The 19,392-nt window shown below is 56.3% G+C and carries 14 protein-coding genes; 9 read left to right on the forward strand and 5 right to left on the reverse strand.

Features of this window, described 5'->3' with window-relative positions:
- Positions 1-24 precede the first annotated feature (24 nt).
- The 3 genes from LBW89_RS23640 (at position 25) to LBW89_RS23650 (ending at position 4,412) form a co-directional block, all read left to right on the forward strand.
- Positions 25-1,311: an adenylosuccinate synthase gene (locus LBW89_RS23640; RefSeq protein WP_225040596.1), complete on the forward strand. Its 1,287-nt coding sequence runs from the start codon at positions 25-27 to the stop codon at positions 1,309-1,311.
- A gap of 464 nt (positions 1,312-1,775) precedes the next feature.
- Complete coding sequence (locus LBW89_RS23645) at positions 1,776-2,615, forward strand: hypothetical protein (protein ID WP_225040598.1); 840 nt, start codon at positions 1,776-1,778, stop codon at positions 2,613-2,615.
- A 228-nt stretch (positions 2,616-2,843) separates the two neighbouring features.
- Positions 2,844-4,412 (forward strand): peptidoglycan DD-metalloendopeptidase family protein, encoded by a 1,569-nt coding sequence (locus LBW89_RS23650; RefSeq protein ID WP_225040599.1) that lies wholly within the window; start codon positions 2,844-2,846, stop codon positions 4,410-4,412.
- A 42-nt stretch (positions 4,413-4,454) separates the two neighbouring features.
- Here the strand turns inward: LBW89_RS23650 and LBW89_RS23655 are convergent, their stop codons facing one another.
- The 4 genes from LBW89_RS23655 to LBW89_RS23670 form a co-directional block, all read right to left on the reverse strand.
- Positions 4,455-5,510: an efflux RND transporter periplasmic adaptor subunit gene (locus LBW89_RS23655; RefSeq protein ID WP_225040601.1), complete on the reverse strand. Its 1,056-nt coding sequence runs from the start codon at positions 5,508-5,510 to the stop codon at positions 4,455-4,457.
- Entirely contained in the window at positions 5,503-8,616 is a 3,114-nt protein-coding gene (locus LBW89_RS23660) for an efflux RND transporter permease subunit (RefSeq protein ID WP_213506421.1), read from the reverse strand. Before LBW89_RS23660 ends, LBW89_RS23655 begins: the two co-directional genes overlap by 8 nt.
- 101 nt (positions 8,617-8,717) lie before the next feature.
- Positions 8,718-10,097: a sensor histidine kinase gene (locus tag LBW89_RS23665; protein ID WP_225040603.1), complete on the reverse strand. Its 1,380-nt coding sequence runs from the start codon at positions 10,095-10,097 to the stop codon at positions 8,718-8,720.
- Complete coding sequence (locus tag LBW89_RS23670) at positions 10,094-10,774, reverse strand: response regulator transcription factor (RefSeq protein WP_148454059.1); 681 nt, start codon at positions 10,772-10,774, stop codon at positions 10,094-10,096. The genes LBW89_RS23665 and LBW89_RS23670 overlap by 4 nt, the downstream gene beginning before the upstream one ends.
- Positions 10,775-10,975: 201 nt before the next feature.
- Here LBW89_RS23670 and yycF point away from each other — a divergent pair, with 201 nt between their 5' ends.
- The 5 genes from yycF (at position 10,976) to LBW89_RS23695 (ending at position 16,671) form a co-directional block, all read left to right on the forward strand.
- The gene (gene yycF / locus LBW89_RS23675; protein WP_225040605.1) at positions 10,976-11,689 is read left to right on the forward strand and encodes a response regulator YycF; all 714 of its coding nucleotides are present in this window, start codon (positions 10,976-10,978) and stop codon (positions 11,687-11,689) included.
- Position 11,690: 1 nt separating this feature from the next.
- Entirely contained in the window at positions 11,691-13,514 is a 1,824-nt protein-coding gene (gene walK, locus LBW89_RS23680) for a cell wall metabolism sensor histidine kinase WalK (protein WP_225040607.1), read from the forward strand.
- Positions 13,511-14,803: a YycH family regulatory protein gene (locus LBW89_RS23685; protein ID WP_148454053.1), complete on the forward strand. Its 1,293-nt coding sequence runs from the start codon at positions 13,511-13,513 to the stop codon at positions 14,801-14,803. Before walK ends, LBW89_RS23685 begins: the two co-directional genes overlap by 4 nt.
- Positions 14,804-15,107: 304 nt before the next feature.
- Positions 15,108-15,857, forward strand: coding sequence for a two-component system regulatory protein YycI (gene yycI / locus LBW89_RS23690; protein ID WP_148454050.1), 750 nt, complete (start codon positions 15,108-15,110; stop codon positions 15,855-15,857).
- Between the two features lie 7 nt (positions 15,858-15,864).
- Positions 15,865-16,671: an MBL fold metallo-hydrolase gene (locus LBW89_RS23695; RefSeq protein WP_148454048.1), complete on the forward strand. Its 807-nt coding sequence runs from the start codon at positions 15,865-15,867 to the stop codon at positions 16,669-16,671.
- Here LBW89_RS23695 and LBW89_RS23700 read toward each other — a convergent pair.
- Complete coding sequence (locus LBW89_RS23700) at positions 16,640-16,849, reverse strand: hypothetical protein (RefSeq protein ID WP_148454046.1); 210 nt, start codon at positions 16,847-16,849, stop codon at positions 16,640-16,642. The genes LBW89_RS23695 and LBW89_RS23700 overlap by 32 nt on opposite strands.
- A gap of 370 nt (positions 16,850-17,219) precedes the next feature.
- Between LBW89_RS23700 and LBW89_RS23705 the strand changes: the two genes are divergently transcribed.
- The gene (locus LBW89_RS23705; protein WP_148454044.1) at positions 17,220-18,473 is read left to right on the forward strand and encodes a S1C family serine protease; all 1,254 of its coding nucleotides are present in this window, start codon (positions 17,220-17,222) and stop codon (positions 18,471-18,473) included.
- Positions 18,474-19,392: the final 919 nt, after the last annotated feature.

Below are 19,392 nucleotides of genomic sequence, written 5' to 3' on the forward strand. Positions count from 1 at the left end.
AGGGCACCGGGCGGGGGAATGTACATGTCAACGGTAGTCGTTGTAGGAACCCAATGGGGAGACGAAGGTAAAGGTAAAATCACGGATTATCTGGCGGAGAGCGCAGATGTGGTGGCCCGTTATCAAGGCGGTAACAACGCCGGTCACACCATTCTTATCGACGGCAAGAAGTACAAACTCAGCCTGATCCCGTCGGGCGTGTTTTATTCGGATAAGAAATGCGTGATCGGAAACGGCATGGTGGTCAATCCGGCCGCACTGATCGAGGAAATCAACTATATTCACGAGAATGGTTTCACTACACAGAATCTGGTCATCAGCGACCGGGCGCATGTTATTATGCCTTACCATATGGTGCTAGACGCGCTGGAAGAAGACCGCAAGGGACCGAACAAAATCGGGACGACCCGTAAAGGGATCGGGCCGGCTTATATGGATAAGGCGGCACGGACTGGCATCCGGATTGCGGATCTGATGGATGCGGAGGAATTTGAGTTGAAACTCCGCCATTTGATGAAGGAGAAGAACCATGTGATCCAGCAGGTCTATGGTTCCGAACCGTTGGATGTGGAAGAGATTCTGAAGAAGTACCTGGAGTATGCCGAGGTGCTTCGCCCTTATGTCACGGATACTTCGGTCGTGCTGAACGATGCGATCGACGCCAAGAAAAAGGTGCTGTTCGAGGGCGCCCAAGGCGTCATGCTGGATATCGACCAAGGGACGTATCCGTTCGTCACGTCCTCCAATCCGTCGGCGGGCGGCGTCTGCATCGGTTCCGGTGTCGGGCCGTCCAAGATCGACCAGGTGATCGGGGTGGCGAAGTCCTACACGACGCGGGTCGGCGACGGGCCGTTCCCGACCGAGCTGAATGACGAAGTCGGCGACTTTATCCGGGAAACCGGCCACGAGTATGGCACGGTAACCGGCCGGCCGCGCCGCGTCGGCTGGTTCGACAGCGTCGTGGTGCGTCACGCCCGCCGGGTGAGCGGGATCACCGGGCTGTCGTTGAACTCGCTGGACGTGCTGACGGGCCTGAAAACGGTCAGAATCTGCACCGGCTACAAATACCGGGGCGAAGTCATCACGCATTATCCGGCGAGTCTGAAAATGCTGGCCGAATGCGAGGCCGTTTATGAGGAACTGCCGGGCTGGTCCGAGGATATTTCCGGCGCGAAGACGTTGGAAGACTTGCCGGAAACGGCCCGCAACTATGTAAAACGGGTATCGGAGCTGACGGGGATCCCGATCGCGATCTTCTCGGTCGGCCGCAACCGCAGCCAGACGAATCAAGTACTGCCGATTTACGAATAAGCATCCGTACAAAGCATAGCCGCTCACGGGAACAAGAGGTGACTCTTGGCCCGGTGGGCGGCTTTTTTTGCGTGATGATGATTGGGCGGTCGGCGCTTAACTTCTCCGACGCGTTCTGAAGCGCTCCGCACTGCTGGAGAAATGTTCCCGTTAATCGGCTCGAAAAAGGGACGGTGGTGAAAATAACGGGAAAAGCTCCAGCTAAATGATGCGGATGGATCGAATTTACGGGGAATCGCCTGAATTAGCTCCCTTTTTTCCAGTTAAAGCGGTAGAAACATTCGTTTTATACAAAATTAACGGGAGGAATTCCAGGTGATTCTGCGCCGGGCGACAGGTCCCTATTCTATTTTTGGGTGTTGGAGCCCGGTTTGCGAGGTTACAATTCGCTTCCGCCGTCCATACTGAAAATTAGGAGATTAGGATGACCGGTGATAGAGCCGGCGGCAGAAGGAGGAAGCGTTATGAGATGGATGGGGTGGTTGTTGAGGCTGATTGCCACGGTGGTGGTCGTATGTGCTTTGACGGTTATGACGACGGGGTATGTCGTAAATGCGTATATACAATCGCTGCTGGAGAGTTATCATCTGCCGATCACGGCGGAGGCCCCGAGCCTGGGCAGCGTCGTTAAGGGGATGCTGGGGCTTGGCGGCAAGGATCGAGACAAGGATGCGAAAAAAACGGCGCTGGACGCGGACCCGCAAGCAGGTTCCTCGGCCGGGAGCAAGAACGAGGGCGATAGCAGCGGCCGGACGGGCACGGGCGGAACCGGCACGGGCGCGACGGGGACGGGCGTGACGGGCGGCGAGACGGCCGGTGCTGGCGCCTCAGGGGCCGCGGGAGCCGCAAGCGACAAGGCGGGCGGAGGCAGCTCGACAGGCGGGGCCAACGCGTCAGGCACTAACGCAGGTGCCAATACAGGCGTCAATGCGGGCGTCGGCGTGGACGCAAAGGCGGGGGCCGATGATGCCGGCCAAACGCCGCCGGAAGACGCCCTGTCGGTGATGGGCGGCATTTCGGGCGGCGCGGACGGGTCCGAAGCGAACGGCTCCGGTCAAGCCCCGCAGGTCGTCGTGACACCGGACCAGATGGTGGCGATGAAGGACGAGCTGCCGGCCAAGGAGAAGGAAGAGGTGTTCGCGATGCTGATGGCCAAGCTGCCTCAAGAGGAAATGCAGCGGATCACGGAACTCATGGAAGACGGTCTGACAGAGAAGGAACTGATCGAAATCGAGCAGATTCTGTCCAAACACTTAAACAAAACGGAATATGCCAAAATCATGGATTTGTTAAAGAACGAATAGTCCGCCCGAAACCATGTCAGCGATGCCATTCACAAGATTGTAAAAAATTGGCGAGACCCCCGAAGTCTTAAAAAAAGCCAAAAGCCTTGCCGGACGCAGGATTTTGGCTTTTTTGCTTTGGTTGAAATCCCTTTGCGGACTGTGTTAAAGTAAACAGTAGCGGAAAAAGGTTAAAATTTTGAAACCTTTTTCTGTCGTAATGAGTCGAAAAGGGAAAAGGAGATCAGCATGAAAGGTTTCAGGGGGATACGTTGGCAGCTGTGGCGCAAGGGCCAGGACCCGGCGCAGACAAATCACGGCCGCCCGGAAAACGATCAGGAGATGTCCGAACATAAAAAGGCTGGGCTATATGCCGCGTTGCGCGGTTCCAAACCGCGGATGATCGCGGTCGGCGCGCTAGCCGCCCTGCTGGTGGCCGGAGGAATCTATACGGCGGGACAGCAGTATGTCAAAGCCAATACGGTGACTTATTACCGGGTTTACGTCGCAGGCAAGGAAATCGGCACGATTGCCGACAAGGCGCAATTACAGGCTCTTTTTGACAAGAAGGAGCAGGAATATAACGAAAAATACCCGCATGTGGAAATGGCGGTACATACCGAAGGAATTACGACGGTGGAAGCGAAGGAGTACAAAGCCCAGGTGGACAGCGAACGGACGCTGAGCAAGCTGGAAGGGATGCTGACCGGCTACGCCAAAGGGGTCGAGTTGAAGGTCGACGGCAAGACGATCGGCATCGTGAAGGATCAGGCTACGGCGGACGCGGTCCTGGAGAAGCTCAAGAGCAAGTTCGCACCGGAGGACAAAACCGTCATGGCGACCGCCCGGTTGGCCGGCAAGGTGAAGAAAACCGGCGGGGCGCAGCAGGCGGCAGCCACCGACACAGGCAAAACGGGCGGTGTCATTGTGGAATCGGTCGCCATCCAGGAGGACGTCACCACGGCCTCCGTGGAAACCGCTCCGAACAAAGTGATGGATGTGAACAAGGCGGTCGCCCGGATTCTGGAGGGCGATGAAGCCGCGGTGACTTACGCGGTGCGGGAAGGGGATACGATCTCTTCGATCGCGGCCCGTTTTGGCGTCACGCAAAAGGAGCTGTTCAGCAACAACCCGGGTGTCAAGGAGCGCACGCTTCAAATCGGAACCGAGCTGAAGATTAACACCGTGAAGCCGTCCTTAACGGTGAAGACGGTGGAGAAGTTCTCCGAACAGATTGAAATCGAGCCGCAAGTAATCGTTCGGAAGAGCGATAATTTGCGCGCCGGAGAAACGAAAGTGATCTCCTTGGGAGCGAGCGGACTCAAGACGATGAAGTACCGTCTTACGAAAGAGAACGGCGAGGTGGTCGGCGAGGAATGGCTGGGCCAGGAGGTCATTACGGAGTCCAAGCCGAAGATCGTGGTTCGCGGCACGAAGGTGGTCGGCCAAGGGAGCGGTGATTTTGCCTGGCCTGTATCGGGCGCGATGTTGAGCAGCAGCTACGGCGAACGATGGGGGAGAACGCATAAGGGCATCGACCTCGTTTCTTCCGACCGAAGCATTCTCGCGGCGGATGAGGGGGTCGTCGTCTTCACGGGCACCAAATCCGGATACGGCAATTGTATTATCATCGATCACAAGAACGGCTACGAGACGCTGTACGGCCATTTGAGCAAGATTAGCGTGAAAGAGGGCCAGGTCGTCGAGAAAGGCACGGAGATCGGCGTGATGGGCAATACGGGGCGTTCTACCGGGACGCATTTGCACTTCGAGATCCATAAAGACGGCAGCGTGCAGAATCCGATGAAATATTTATAAAACAAAAAGACTTGGCCCTGGAGCCAAGTCTTTTTTTGTATTCTATTTTGCCGGCGCAATCTCAATTTCCTGCTGGTCCTTGAGCTGATGCTGCCCGGAGACGATGACCTGTTCGCCTTGCTGGATTCCTTTGGTCACCTCTTGATACATGCCGTTTAACCGTCCCAACTCCACTTGGCGCTTCTCCGCCTTACCGGCGGCGTTCACATAAACGTAGGTGCCGGTTTCTTCCCGGACGATCGCGGTGGTCGGAATGGTGAGCACATTTTCCTCGGCCTCTTCGGTGATCCGAAGTTGAACCTTGGCCCCCGGTTTCCAGGCATGCTTCGCGTTGTCCGTTTGCAATTCCATCGCGTAGGTTCTTTGCTGGGTATCCATAATGTCGGCGAAATAAACGATCTTCGCTTTTTGCAGCACATCCGGCTGGCTGGTGGAGTAGAAGGACAACTCCTTCTTGCCTTTCACCAACTCGGCGTTCTCCTCCGTAATGTTCGCTTTAATCTTCACCGGGTTGATCTGTTGGATCACCCCAACGTTCCCCGGAGATACCGTCATCCCGCTCTTGACGGAGAAATCGGTTAAAATCCCGCTGATTGGAGCTTCCACTCTGTAATTCTCCAGCGTCCGGTTGGCCTCCTGGATCCCGATCTGCGCCAGCTGGATTTGATCCTTCAGCGACTGCTGCGCGTCCGGGTCGTCCGGATTGTTGAACAGCCCGTTTTTCAAGTTTTGCTGGGCCGTCCGCAGCGAAATTTCGGCCTTTTGTTTCTGGAGAAGCACATCGGTCGTATCCAGTTCAAACAGGAGCTCTCCCTTTTTCACTTGATCGCCGCGCTGTTTATATACCTTTTTCACATCGCCGCTGGCTTTGGCGACCACGTCCCGCTGGTCGGAGGCGGCGATTTCCGCCACGACCTCCTGCGGATCGGCAATCGTGCGCAATTCCGCCGCGCTCACTTTCACGGTCGGCTTCTGCGGCACATTGCTTTGAACCAGCGGCTTCGGTTCCTCCGCCTTGGTACAGCCGGCCGCCGTCATAGCGACCATGGCCAGCATCGCACCGCCCAGCATAAGTTTATGCCATGTTCTGCTATTCATCGATTACAACTCCTTTCTTGTTGCCCTTGGCCGGTTTGCCTTCCCGGCGGCGGAACAGTCCGCTCATCCGGTTTTTGAACGATTCGATCAATTCATAAACAATCGGTACGACCACAAGGGTCAGAATCGTGGAGGTGACCAAACCGCCGATGACGACAACGGCCATCCCCTTGGAAATAATCGTGCCTCCCTCGGTCAGTCCGAGCGCAAGCGGCAGCATGGCGATAGCCGTAACCACCGCGGTCATGATGATCGGACGCAGGCGGATCATCCCCGCTTCAACCAAGGCGTGGCGGACCGTATAGCCTTCCTGCCGCAGCTGTTGCGTCCGGTCGATCAGCAGGATCGCGTTGGTGACGACGATCCCGATCAGCATCATGAAGCCGATGAGGGAGGTGATACTTAACGCTTCCCCGGTCAGGAACAGGCCGATCAGACCCCCGATGACCGCCAGCGGCAGCGAGAACAAGATGGCGAACGGCGCGCTGGTGTTGCCGAAGGAGATGACCATGATCAGGTAGACGATGAAGACGGCGGCCGCCATGGCCACAAACAGCTGCGAGAAGCTCTCGCCGATCTCTTCGCTGACGCCGCCGATTTCGCGTTTCACGCCGTCCGGAAGCGCGACTTCGTCGAGGGCGAGCCCGACTTGGGCGCTGACGCCGCCCTTGTTCTGGCTGTCGATTTTGGCGGTGATCGTGATGACCTGCTCCTGATCATCCCGCTGAACGCTCGAGGCCGCGTTAATAATGTTCAATTCGGCGATCTCTTTCAAATAGACGACCGTGCCGCTGGCGGTATGGAACGGAATATTTCCGAGCTTGGACAAGCTGTTCATATCGGTTTTATCCAACTCCAGCGTAGTGGTATACGTCGTATTGTCCAGCTTCAGCTCGCCGATTTCTTCCTTCATCAGCCAGCTGGAAACCGTCTGCTGCGTGCCCGTGACGCTGAGACCGTACTGTTGGGCTTTGCTCTGATTGACCTCGATCTGCAGCTCCTTTTTAGCGTCGCTAAGCGAGTCTTTGACTTCGCGCAGTTCCGGGAACTCTTTCAGCTTTTCTTTCAGAAGGGCCGAAGCTTCGGTCAGTTTGAGCAAGTCGTCGCCCTTCACCGCGTATTGGAAGTCCACCGTTCCGGTCGAACCGCCTTCCATGGAACGGACATCCAACTCGGAACCGGGAGGAAGCTCCGCCAGCAGAAGTTCCTTGTATGTATCCCTCACCTGTTTGACGTCACTGTCTTCGCTGACCTCCGTGAAGATTTGCGCGGAATAAGACGACGGATCCTTAGATCCCTCATTGAAGCCTACCAGGGATTCGATAAAGGTGAACATCGGGTTCCCTGCGGGATCCTTCGCGTTTTTCAAAATGTCTTCCATATCCTTCACCTTGGCATCCGTTGTTTCAAGGGAAGTTTCATACGGCATTTTGATGACATAATAGAATTCCCGCGGCGCTTCGCTTTCCGGGATCAGCGTCACCGACAGGAACGGAACCGTGCCGATGATGGAGCCAAGGAATAAAACGAAGGCGAGCAGCAGGGTTTTGATGCGGTGGCGCAGCGTCAGCTCCAAAGCACGACGGTAAAAACGCACCATGAGGCCTTCCCGGTTCTCTTCGTGGTGCTTGATCTTATCTCCCCGCACCAGCAGCTTCGCCAGCATCGGAATGACCGTCAGGGCGACGAGCAGTGAGGCCAGCATCGCCGTAGCGAGCGTGATGGCGAACGGGCGGAACAGTTGGCCGGCCATCCCGCTGACCATGCCGAGGGGTGCGAATACACCGACGGTAGTCAGGGTGGAGGACGTAATGGCGGCGCCAACCTCCATCGTGGCCTTCTTAATGACGGACTCGCCGCGTTCTTCCGCTTTTTGCAAATGGGTGTAGATGTTCTCGATGACGACGATACTGTCGTCGACGACGCGGCCGATCGCGATAAACATCCCGCCCAGTGTCAAAATGTTCAGGGAGATGTTCAAGTAATTCATCACGAGCAGCGTGATCAGAATCGAGAGCGGAATCGAGATCAGAACGATCAGCGTCATCCGCAGGTTCCGCAGAAACAGCAAAATCATCAGCGCCGCGAGCAGGGCACCGGTGAGGCCTTCTTTTAACATGCCGTTAATCGACTTGCTGACCTCTTGAGACGTATCGTAGATGGTCTTGAATTGAATGTTCGGATTTTCCGCCGTCCATTCCTTCATCAGCCGTTCGGTTTCCTTGGAGAAATCGACCGCGTTGGCATCGGGCGTTTTATAAAGCTGAATCCCGATGGCCGGGTTATCGTCCAGACGGGCGATGAAACCGGACTCCGTAACCGACTGGATCGTACCCAACTGCTTCAGACGGACGTGGGTCCCGCTCGGGGTGTTTAATTCCATGTTTTCCAGGGCATAGACGCTGTCCGTTTCACTCTTTACCCGGGCCATCAATTGATTGCCGTCCAGTTCGACGGCTCCGGCCGGAAGGGAGTTGATGTTTTGGCGCAGGTCATTGGAGACTTGCGGAGGCGTCAGCCCATAGGCGGTCAGCTTGTCGGCATCGAGCCGGATGCTGAGCGTCGTTTTGCGCGAACCGATTTCGTCCATATGGTCGTAGCCCGGAATCGATTGCAGCCCGGGTTTGATTTCATTCGCGAACCAATGGTCGAGCTGGGTCTGGCTCATGCCGTTTTCCGCATAAATGGCAAAGTAATACGCCGGTATCGAGGAGTAACCGATGGTGGCTACTTTCGGGGTGCTTGCCGAAGTCGGCAGATTCACTTCCTGCAGCAGGCTTTCGATATCCAGCTTTTTCTTCTCGGGGTCCGATTTCTCGGTCAAGTTGACAATGATGGTGGAAAAATTGTCGCTCGATGTGGATTGGAGCGATTTTACGCCCTCCATATTGGCGATTTTTTTCTCCAGGGGCTTTGTCACCTGCTCCATTACATCGGTAGGAGACCCCGGGTATTGTGTCGTAATGAACACCATGGGGATGGAGATATCGGGCATGATTTCGGTCTTTAACTGGCCGGCCGCGTACATGCCTCCCCCAAACAGCATTACGATCATAATGATGAGGGCTCCAACATTTTTCATCGAGAAGCTGGTGAGTTTGTTCATGGCAATCCTCCTATCTAAAAGAAGATTACCGGATGAATGTGAACTGAATGTGAATGGAGTTCATTTTCATAAAAATTTGCATCCGATTACAGGATCGATTTTCATACCTCCTTGGGAGGCTTGAGGCCGTAATAGGGCAAGGTGACCGCGAAGGTGGTTCCCTGGCCCGGTCGGCTTTGAACGTGAATGCGGCCGCGATGCAGGTCGATCATTTTTTTGACGATCGCCAGCCCCAAGCCGTTGCCGCCTTGGGTCCGGTTCCGGGAGCGGTCCGCTTTATAAAATCGCTCGAAAATATGCGGCAGGTCCTCCTCGGAAATGCCGATCCCGCTGTCCTTGATCGTGACGACAACCTTGTGGACCTCTTGCCGGAGCAGAATGGAGATGCATCCCCCCTCGGGGGTAAACTTCAAACTGTTGCCAAGCAAGTTGGTCCATACTTGATTGAGCCCGTCGCGATCGCCTTTGATCACGACAGCCGGCAGGTGAAGATCGATGTCGATGGACTTGGCCGACCATTGCGGCTCAAAACCGACGACGATCTGCCGGATTTGCTCGTCCAGCCGGAAGGCTTCCGGATGAAAAGGATGGTGTTCGGACTCCAGTGATGCCAGATTCAGCAGATTGTCGCCCATGCGGGACATCCGCTCGCTTTCCGCAATGATGATATCCAGGTAGCGGTCTCGGTCCTTGGCATCGAGGGTTTCGTCTTTCAAAGCCTTGGCGAACCCGCGGATGGAAGTCAGCGGGGACTGGATTTCGTGCGACACATTGGAGACGAAATCCTGCCGCATCTGCTCCATTTGCTGCAGCTGCTGCCGCATCTCATCGAAATTTTTGACCAGCACGCCCAGTTCATCCTTGCGCCGGACCTTGAGGTTGGTGCTGAAATCGCCCCGGGCCATCCGCTTGGTCGCTTCCGTCATTTTGCGCAGCGGCAAGATCAGAAACGTGGCTTCCGCGGTAAAAAACAAGCTTCCGCCGATTAGCACGATTCCGATCATCGTCAGGATGATGTTGTTGATCGGGTAGCCGAACTGATTGGACGGTCCCGGCTGGATAAACAGCGCATACTTGTGTCCCTGGTGTTCAAAGCGAAGCCCGACGAACATATTGTCATCCCGGGTTTCTCCCTGGACGGTTTCCCCCTGCAGCACCCGTTCGACCTGATCTTTTTTGACAAACGATGTGCTGCCGGCCTGGTAACCGTAGGTTTCCCGGTTGAAGTTTTCATTGTAAATTTCAAAGCTGATGGAATGGATAAGTTCCTTGATATCGTCCATGACCAACGCCCGGTTGTCGAATCCCGCGCGCTCGAAAATCCGGACCATGCTTTCTCCCAGGTGAATCAAATACGTTTGGGTCTGTTTCGTCACGGATTGCTGGTAAACATAGCCGGTGATCATGGCCGATGCCAGCAGGCTGACGATGATGGCCGTCAAAAACATCAGAACGATGCGGATATACAACGATTTGATCATTTGAAGACCTCGATCCGATACCCCAATCCGTAGACCGTCTCGATGCGAAACGACGGAGGATCGTCGTGGGCGAACCGTTCTCTCAGCCGCTTGATGTGGACGTCGACCGTCCGGTCGTCTCCGCTGTAATCCGCCCCCCAAATCTGCTGGATTAACTGCTCGCGGGTAAAAATTTGCCCGGGATAGCTGCCCAGTCTGAACAAGAGCTCAAACTCCTTGGGGGGAAGGGTCAGCTCTTCCGAACCGCGGATGACCTTGTAGGTCTGACGGTTCAGCCAGACATGGCCCAGTTGAATGCTTTGCGAAGCCGAAATCCGGTACCTTTTAAGCAGGGCTTTGACGCGAATCACCAATTCGATCGGATCGAACGGTTTCACGAGATAATCATCGGTTCCCAGATTGAAGCCTTTGACCTTCTGCCCGGTTTCCCCCCTGGCCGTCACCATCAGCAGGGGGGTGTCCGGATACTGCCGGCGCAGCTCCTGGCACAATTCCCAGCCGTCCATGACGGGCATCATAATATCGAGCACCACGAGGTCGGCCTGCGTCTGTTCCATCACTTCCAGCGCTTCTTTTCCGTCGGCGGCCTGCATCGGGTGGAAGCCTTCTCTTTTTAAATACAAACAAATCAGTTCCCGAATGTTCGGATCGTCATCCACTACCAGAATGGTCGTCATCTCAACTCGGTTCCCCTCTCTAGGTATGCGCCTTGTATGCTACAATTTGGCATCGTTTCTAGATTACCAGCAGGAGGGAGAGGGATTCAACAGATTTTGAGCGCTGCCGCTTCCTGGAAGCCGTTGGCTGATGCGGGCGGAGGTATGGTAAGATAGAGGAAGATGGGGCCAATGCCCGAGAGTATGGGGTGAACTGGGAAAATGCAAGGGAAAATTCTGGTCGTGGACGATGAGCGGCCTATTGCGGATATATTGAAGTTCAATCTGGAGAAAGAAGGCTACGAGGTGATCCTGGCCTTCGACGGCATCGAGGCGGTGGAGCTGGCGTTTGCCGAACAGCCGGACCTGATCCTGCTCGATCTGATGCTGCCGGGCAAGGACGGGATGGACGTATGCCGGGAGGTGCGGGCCAGGCTGCAGACCCCGATCATTATGCTGACGGCCAAGGACGGGGAGATCGACAAGGTGCTGGGCCTGGAGCTTGGGGCGGACGACTATGTCACCAAGCCGTTCAGCACCCGCGAGCTGCTGGCCCGGGTGAAGGCGCAGATGCGGCGGCAGCAAAAGCCGGCGGCACCCGAGGGGGCCGATGAACGTCAGGGCCTCAGCTTGTTTGAGTTGTTTGTGGATACCGATACGTATATGGTGTCCAAGAACGGGGAGCCGCTCGACCTGACCCACCGGGAATTTGAGCTGCTGCATTATCTGGTGAAGAACGCCGGGAAAGTCATGACCCGGGAACATCTTCTGCAGGCGGTGTGGGGCTTCGAATATTTCGGGGACGTCCGGACGGTCGACGTAACGATCCGGAGGCTGCGGGAGAAGATCGAGAAGGACCCGAGCAAGCCGGAGTATATTTTGACCCGGCGGGGGCTCGGCTACATGATGCGCAGCTCCAAGGCGGGAGGATTCTAGGATGAAGCTGCCCTCCTTCTTCCGCACGATCCAGGCGAAGCTGATTATTATTTATGTGCTCCTGATCCTGATCGCCATGCAGCTGATCGGGGTTTATTTTGTGAGCGCGATGAAGACTTCCCTGACGAACAACTTCACGAAGGAGCTGCAGGAGCGGGCGGAGCTGCTTTCGGTGCTGGCGGCGCAGAACCTCGGCGCGTCGGGAGACTCGGCGGAGGAGTCGCTGGAAAATTTGCGCGTGCTGGTGAACAATCTGTTCAACATTAACGGCGCGGAAATTCAGGTGCTGGACGCCAGCGGCAAGGTGCTGACGACCTCCACGCCTTCGCATGCCGATTACGTCGGCACGAAGAACACGCAAACGGTCGTAAACCGGGCGCTGCAGGGGATTCGCGACAACGAGGAATACATTATCGACGAGGACAATGTCCGCAAGAAGGTCGTGGCCAAGCCGGTCGTCAATGACGGCAAAATCGTGGGCGCCATTTATATCGCGGCTTCGATGAACGAGCTGTACGATACGATGGAACGGATTAATAATATTTTTATATCGGGGATTTTACTGGCGCTGGGGCTGACCGCGGTGCTCGGCGTGATTCTGGCGCATACGATCACCTCGCCGATCAAGGAAATGACAAGGCGGGCCACGGCGGTGGCCGAAGGGGAGTTTCACCAGCAAATGCCGGTGCTGGGCAACGACGAGATCGGCCAGCTTAGCCGGGCGTTTAACTATATGACGAGCCGGCTGCGCGACGCGTTGGCCCAGAACGAGGAAGAGAAGGAGAAACTGGCCTCGATCCTCACCAACATGAGCGACGGGGTCATTGCGACCGATGAAGCCGGCATCGTGATCCTGATGAACCGCCGGGCCGGGGAAATGCTGCGGATCGGCGAGGACCCGACCGGGGAAACCGATATCATTTCGCTGCTGCGCCTGAGTCCGGAGGAGCGCGAAATATTGCAGCAGGGCACGATGCACTCCACGATTCTGGAGAACGAGTCGTCGGAAGGGGAAACGTTTCTGATCCGCGTCACGTTCACGCCGATTCACCGCCGGGAAACCGGCATTGTGGGCACCATCGCCGTGCTTCAGGACGTGACCGAGCAGGAGCAGCTGGAGGCGTCCCGGCGGGAGTTTGTGGCCAACGTATCCCACGAACTCCGCACGCCGCTCACGACGATCAAGAGCTACACGGAGGCGCTGGAGGACGGGGCCATGGCCGATCCGGAACTGGGACCGAAATTCGCCTCCGTCATCCAGAACCAGACCGAGCGGATGATCCGCCTCGTCACGGACCTGCTGCATCTGTCGCGTCTCGACTCCAAGGAAGCGCAGCTGCGGAAGCAGCCGGCCAACGTGATGGAGATGCTGGAGGAAGTGACGGACCGGTTCTCTTTTCAGATGCAGGAAAAAGAGATCAAGCCGACGCTCTTCGTCGGCAACGGGGTCAGCACGGCGTGGGTGGATCGCGACCAGATCGACCAGGTGCTCGACAACCTGATGTCCAACGCCATGAAATATACGCCGGAAGGCGGCACGATCGGACTCGAAGCGCGGATCAAGGAAGACGGGGCGCTGGAAATTTCGGTACAGGATAACGGGATCGGCATTCCGAAGAAGGACCTGGACCGGATTTTCGAGCGTTTTTACCGGGTGGACAAGGCCCGGTCGCGGAATATGGGCGGCACGGGGCTCGGCCTCTCCATTGCCCGGGAAATCGTCAAGGCGCACGGCGGAACGATCTCGTTACAGTCGGAGCTGGGCAAGGGCACCAAGGTGACCTTTACGCTGCCCCAGTATGAACAAGGAGGCGACGGTGCGTGAAGGAGCGTGTGAAATCGCTGGTGCTGGCCCTTCTGGTCGGGTGCAGCCTGGTGCAGAGCTATTTTCTCATCTATCGCCTGCCGGGCAGCAACCCGGTCGTCAAAACCGCGAGCGACTATATCAAGACGGAGAACATGGGCCAGGAGGCGGAAGCGGAGGATATGCTGTTTCCCGCGCAAATCGCCGTTCATCTGGGCGGCGGCCGGCACACGGTGTTTTACCCGGAATCGGCCTTCTACAACCTGATTTACTCCCGGCTGAAGGGACGCCAGTTTGAGGGATTCCAGCGGTACGCCCTGGAAAACATCGATTGGGCGGAAATCCGCAGCCGCTATCCCGGCATCGAGCTGCAGTTCGGGGGAGGCATCCCGGTATCGCTGCTGCAACGGGTTATGCAAATCGAACCGGACTCTCTGTTTGAAGGCGAAAGCATCAGCCGGGTGCTGATCTACAACGCCGAGGATGAGGAGCAGGTGCGGGTGTTCTTTTTCAGCTCGCAGGGGGACGTGGTTTACGAGGCAACCAAGGCCGATTTGACCGTGCAGGACGTGAAGCAGCAGGTGGATTTCGGCAAGGAATGGGTGCCGTATACGCTGGAGGACGGCTATTACCTTCCGGAGAAGCCGATCCGCATGGTGGAGACGGGGATGAAGATCGGGGTGTTTTCGACGGATCAGATGCAGAGCAGTTTGTTTTTTGATCCCAGCATCACCCGCTATATCCGGGAAAAAGACGGCTCCGAGATCTATACGGACAGCAAGCGCAGTCTCCAAGTGAGGCAGGACCGGAACTGGATCAATTATACCGACCCGGCGGCACCGGCCGCGGGCGAGAGCAGCCCGGGGCGCAACGCGCTGTCCGCGGTGGACTTCGTTAACCAGCACGGCGGCTGGAACGGCCAATACCGGTTGAAGGAGACCGACGACAGCCGAAATGAGCAGCATACGGTGGCTTTTCAGCAGTATTACGGCGAGGGGCAGTATGGCGCTTTGCCGATCATTGATATCTCCTCGTTCCATTATGGAGAAATCGCCCTTGAATTAAGGCAGGGCACGATCACGGGCTACCAGCGCTCCCTGATTTATCCGACCGGCGAGTTCTGGAGCAAAAAAATGGTCGATCTGCCAGGGGGGAACGAGCTGCGGAAGCTGATCGCCCGGTTCAAGGGGGAGGCCGATATCGTCAGTCTCTACCCGGCCTACCATCCTTCCTTGACCAAGGACGGCCTGCTGCTGAAGCCGGTATGGGTGGCCGAGCTCCGCAACGGAGCGACGCGGATTCTGAACTAGAGGGGGAAGGGCTGACGTGAGATATTCGATCGGATATTCAACCAGATATTCGAAAACTTCTGCCGAGTTGCCCGCTTCAAACTCAAAAAGATGCAAATCTGCAGGATTTAGGCCGATCCACGATGGGAATTGTGAAAAAGATGCAAATCTGCAGGAATTTCCAGCGATTTTGGGGGCACAGAGCTGATTTGCCGAAAATGCCTGCAGATTCGCAGGAATTTTGAAATTTTGTTCCTAGCAGGAGAAAAAACCTGCAGATTTGCAGGCATTTTATTCAGTGAGGTTGTCTGATGGAGGTGGAAGGATGGATTGGGGCCGCGCGAAGAACGTGCTGATTTACGCCTTTTTATTGCTGAATCTGGTGCTGGGCTATCAACTGTGGAACGATTGGCAGGAGCAGGCGGACTCCAACCCGGATTTCTCCTCGCTGGAGAGTAATATCCAGAAGGCGATGGACGAGAAGCGGATTCGGGTGCCGGCGAAAATTCCGAGCGAAACGCCCGAGCTGCCGAAAATATCGTACCGGTTCGTGGACGGAGGAGGGAACGGCAAGGTCGTCGACCTTCCGTCACCGGTGGACAGCAAGCTGATCTATACGCCTAAGGAGCTGGTCAGCGCGTTAAAGACCAGTCTTCCCAATATCGCAAATTACCGGTATGACGAGGCGGCGAGTCGGGACGGGGAGTTTGTTCTCCACCCGCTGGTTGACGGGAAATGGCCGTTGTTTAAAATAGACTTGAGGTTGTACTACAGCAATCAGAAGATTATCTCCTATCGCGAGCAGAACATTGAAATCAGCAGTTCGGAAGGGGAGAAACGGCAGCGGGTGCTGTCCGCTTCCAAAGCGCTCGGCAACCTGGTCGAGAACTTTCTGCCGGAAGGCTCGGTCGTCACGGAAATCGAGCTCGGTTATTACGGCGAGGTGTTCAATTCCGATGCGCATCTGCCGGCCGCGCCGGCCTGGCGGTTTATTTTGGAGAGCGGGACGGAGTATTACGTACAAGGCATCAGCGGGGACGTGATCAGTCCGAACATCGAGAAAGCAAAGGAGTAATGGGGAAATGGGTTTAAAATTTACAGTGCTGTCGAGCGGATCTACGGGAAACGCCACGCTGGTTGCGAACGGTGAGGTCACGCTGATGATCGACGCGGGCTTCAGCTGCCGCCGGATTGACGAATTGCTGGCGGAGCGCGAGGTATCCGGGCAGGAATTGAGCGGCATTCTGGTGACGCACGAGCACTCCGACCATATCAAGGGACTTGGAGCCGTGGCGAGAAAATACAATTTACCGATCTACGCGAACGAGAAGACGTGGAGCTCGATGGAAAAGGCGATAGGCCAGATTCCGGAGGAGAACCGCTGCCTGTTCGGTACCGGCGAAGCGAAGGATTTCGGGTCGCTGCGCGTGGAATCCTTCGCGATTTCGCATGATGCGGCGGAGCCGGTGGGGTATTGTTTTTACGATGGCAAAGAAAAACTGAGCGTCTGCACCGATCTCGGCTATGCCAGCGACAAGGTGAAAGCGGCGATCGCCGACTCCGACGTGCTGGTGCTGGAGGCGAACCACGATATCGAAATGCTTCGCATGGGCCGGTATCCGTGGAACATCAAGCGCCGGATCCTCGGCGACATGGGGCATTTGTCCAACGAAGCCACGGGCGAGCTGCTGAGCGAGCTGTTGAACGGCCGGATCAAGCGGACGTACCTGGCCCACTTGAGCCGGGAGCATAACATGCCGGACCTGGCCCGAATGGCCGTGCGGGGCGCGATGGAAGACCGCGGCTGTTTTTTTAAGGACAGCGAGTTCAAACTGCGGGACACTTTTTTTGACCGGCCTACGCCGTGGGATACGGTGGCGGACTTATAAACCCGTCGAGTTCGGCCGCTTTTTGCTCGATCTCCTGCCGGGTAAGAATCCCTTTCTCGATCAATAGCTCCATTATCGCGCTGAGCGTTACCAATTGGTGGTAATGCTCTTCTTTCATATCGGCCAGTTTGGCGAGGACATTCACCTCGTTCATCGGCGTGGAATAGTTTGAATTCATGATTAAGCCCTCCTTTTTTAGGACAGCCGGGACAGACTGGAAAGACGGTGTTTCTCCCGAAAATTCCCTGTATGAAAACTGCACCAGTTTGTCCGGCTTATGGTAGAATAAATCTATCAATCTAGCGCTATATCTATAGTGTAGTCTTACTTTGCCGTAAACATTCCTAACGAAGACAAATGGACAACGAATAATTTGCCTGAACGGGCAACATCCCGCCAATTTAATACGTTAAGAGAGTACCGCAATGAACGGGAATATGAATTTGCCGTTATCGCATAGAGTGAAGTGAGCAGCGACACATGGGTAATAAAGTAACAAAGATAGATGGGCTAAGGCCCGGGTAGTGCCATGGAGGGAGAGATACGGGATGGGATTGTTCGATGATGACTTTTATTCCACAAAGGTGCCGAGACGCCAACTTCGCAGAAGTTCGGACAATAATTTGCGGTGGCAGGGAAGCCGGCGGAGGCCCGGGTGGTCGACGCTTCAGGTCTCGCTGGTTTCTTCCATCCTGAGCGCGGTGGTGGCCGTGCTCCTGTACAGCTTGATTACCGGGCTCCCCTCCGCTTCCCGAGAAGCCGGTGTGAGCGGCGTCGCGCATGCCGGGGGTGATCCGTACGACCGGATCAGTACGGCGGCGGCCAAAGTGGCCCCGGCCGTGGTGAGCATTCTCAACCATAGCGAGGCCGGCGAGGAGGAAGATCCGGAGCGGGCGGCGCTGGGGTCGGGCGTGATTTTTAAGAAGGATAAGGGCAAGGCTTACATTATCACCAACACGCACGTGATTTCGGGCGCCGAAAATCTGGAGATCGTGACGAGCGACGGTGATTCCCGCAAGGCCAAGATTATCGGGCAGGATTCCATCAACGATATCGCCGTATTGGAAGTGGACGACAAAGGCATCGACGCTGTGATCGACATCGGCGATTCCAAGAAGCTTCGCGCCGGCGAGACGGTGATCGCGGTCGGCAACCCGCTGGGTTTGGGCGGCACGCTAACCTCGGGCATCGTCAGCTATACGAGCCGGATGATTCCGATCTCCCTGAGTCAGGACGGGATCTACGACTGGGAGCAGGAGGTCATTCAGACCGACGCGGCCATTAACGAAGGCAACAGCGGCGGAGCGCTCGTCGATTTGAACGGCCGGCTGATCGGCATCAACACGATGAAGATTTCGGATACCGGCGTGGAGGGGCTCGGCTTTGCCATCCCGATCAACGAGGTGATGAGGACGGTCGACGATCTGCTGCTGTACGGCAAGGTTGTGCGCCCGTACCTCGGCGTGTATACGCTGGACCTGAACAACCCTTACGCCGAGATTACGGAGGAACAGCGGAAGGAACTGAAGCTGCCGAACCATGTGACCGAGGGCGTGATCGTGCTGGAAGCGCACGGCCCGGCCAAGGAAGCCGGTTTGAAGCTGAACGACGTCATCACGCAGTTTGACAAACAGCCGATCACCTCGACGCTGGAGCTCCGCAGGTATCTGTACGAGAACAAGAAGATCGGCGAAGACCTCGAGGTTACCTACTACCGGGACGGCGAGCCGCGCACGGCGACCGTGAAGCTGACCGACAAGCCGTCCGAGACGGAAATCGAGGCCGAAGAGGCCGAGAAATAAACAACGCATAAAGGAAGACCCCTATACGCGAAGCAGTCGGCTGACTGCGGGCGCGGGAGGGGTCTTTTTGTGCGAGGGGGATGGGCCATAGCCGGCCTTGCTTGGCGTCGCGAGGCTGTGCGGGACGGATTGGCCTAGCCAGGCCTCGTTCGGCCGTACGGCGGGGTGGGTTAACGGGAAAATCTCCCGTTAAATGAGGCCCCGGGCGGCCTGGAGCGCGAATTACCTGGAAAAAGTACCGCTAATTTGCCGTGATCGGGCTGAAGCGGCCGATTTGGCCCGAATTAGCGGGAGAAATTCCAGGTAAATGGACAGGCCGCACCCTGTGGGCGGATTTAACGGGAGGAAATCCCGTTAATGTGCGGGGAGCAAGCAAGTGTAGCAGGGCTATAGTGAAGGTGATGGTCGAGGTACTCAGGAGCAGAGTTAGTTAGTTGAGTAATATGAATCACTAGAGGTGTCTAGGTACGGTAGAGGGTAGAGGGAGGAGTGTAAGCGTAGGTGGATAGGGGCGGGTTTTCTTGCACAGCGGCCCCGGGCCGGGGCCGTGTATGCCTGGCCTGCCTCGCTTGGCGTCGCGAGGCTGTGCGGGACGGATTGGCCTAGCCAGGCCTCGTTCGGCCGTACGGCGGGGTGGGTTAACGGGAAAATCTCCCGTTAAATGAGGCCCCGGGCGGCCTGGAGCGCGAATTACCTGGAAAAAGTACCGCTAATTTGCCGTGATCGGGCCGAAGTGGCCGATTTGGCCCGAATTAGCGGGAGAAATGCAACTAGAATTAAAAGTGGACACCCTATAAAAGAACCTTAATAATAGAGTTTAAATTAGGAGGTGTTCACATGGGTGAACAGCGGCAACGATTTAATGAGGAGTTTAAGAGAAAGACGGTGAAATACATTCAGGAACAGACGAAATCCATGC

The organism is Paenibacillus sp. alder61 (assembly GCF_020179875.1).
In the GTDB taxonomy this organism is placed as follows: Bacteria; Bacillota; Bacilli; order Paenibacillales; family Paenibacillaceae; genus Fontibacillus; species Fontibacillus faecis.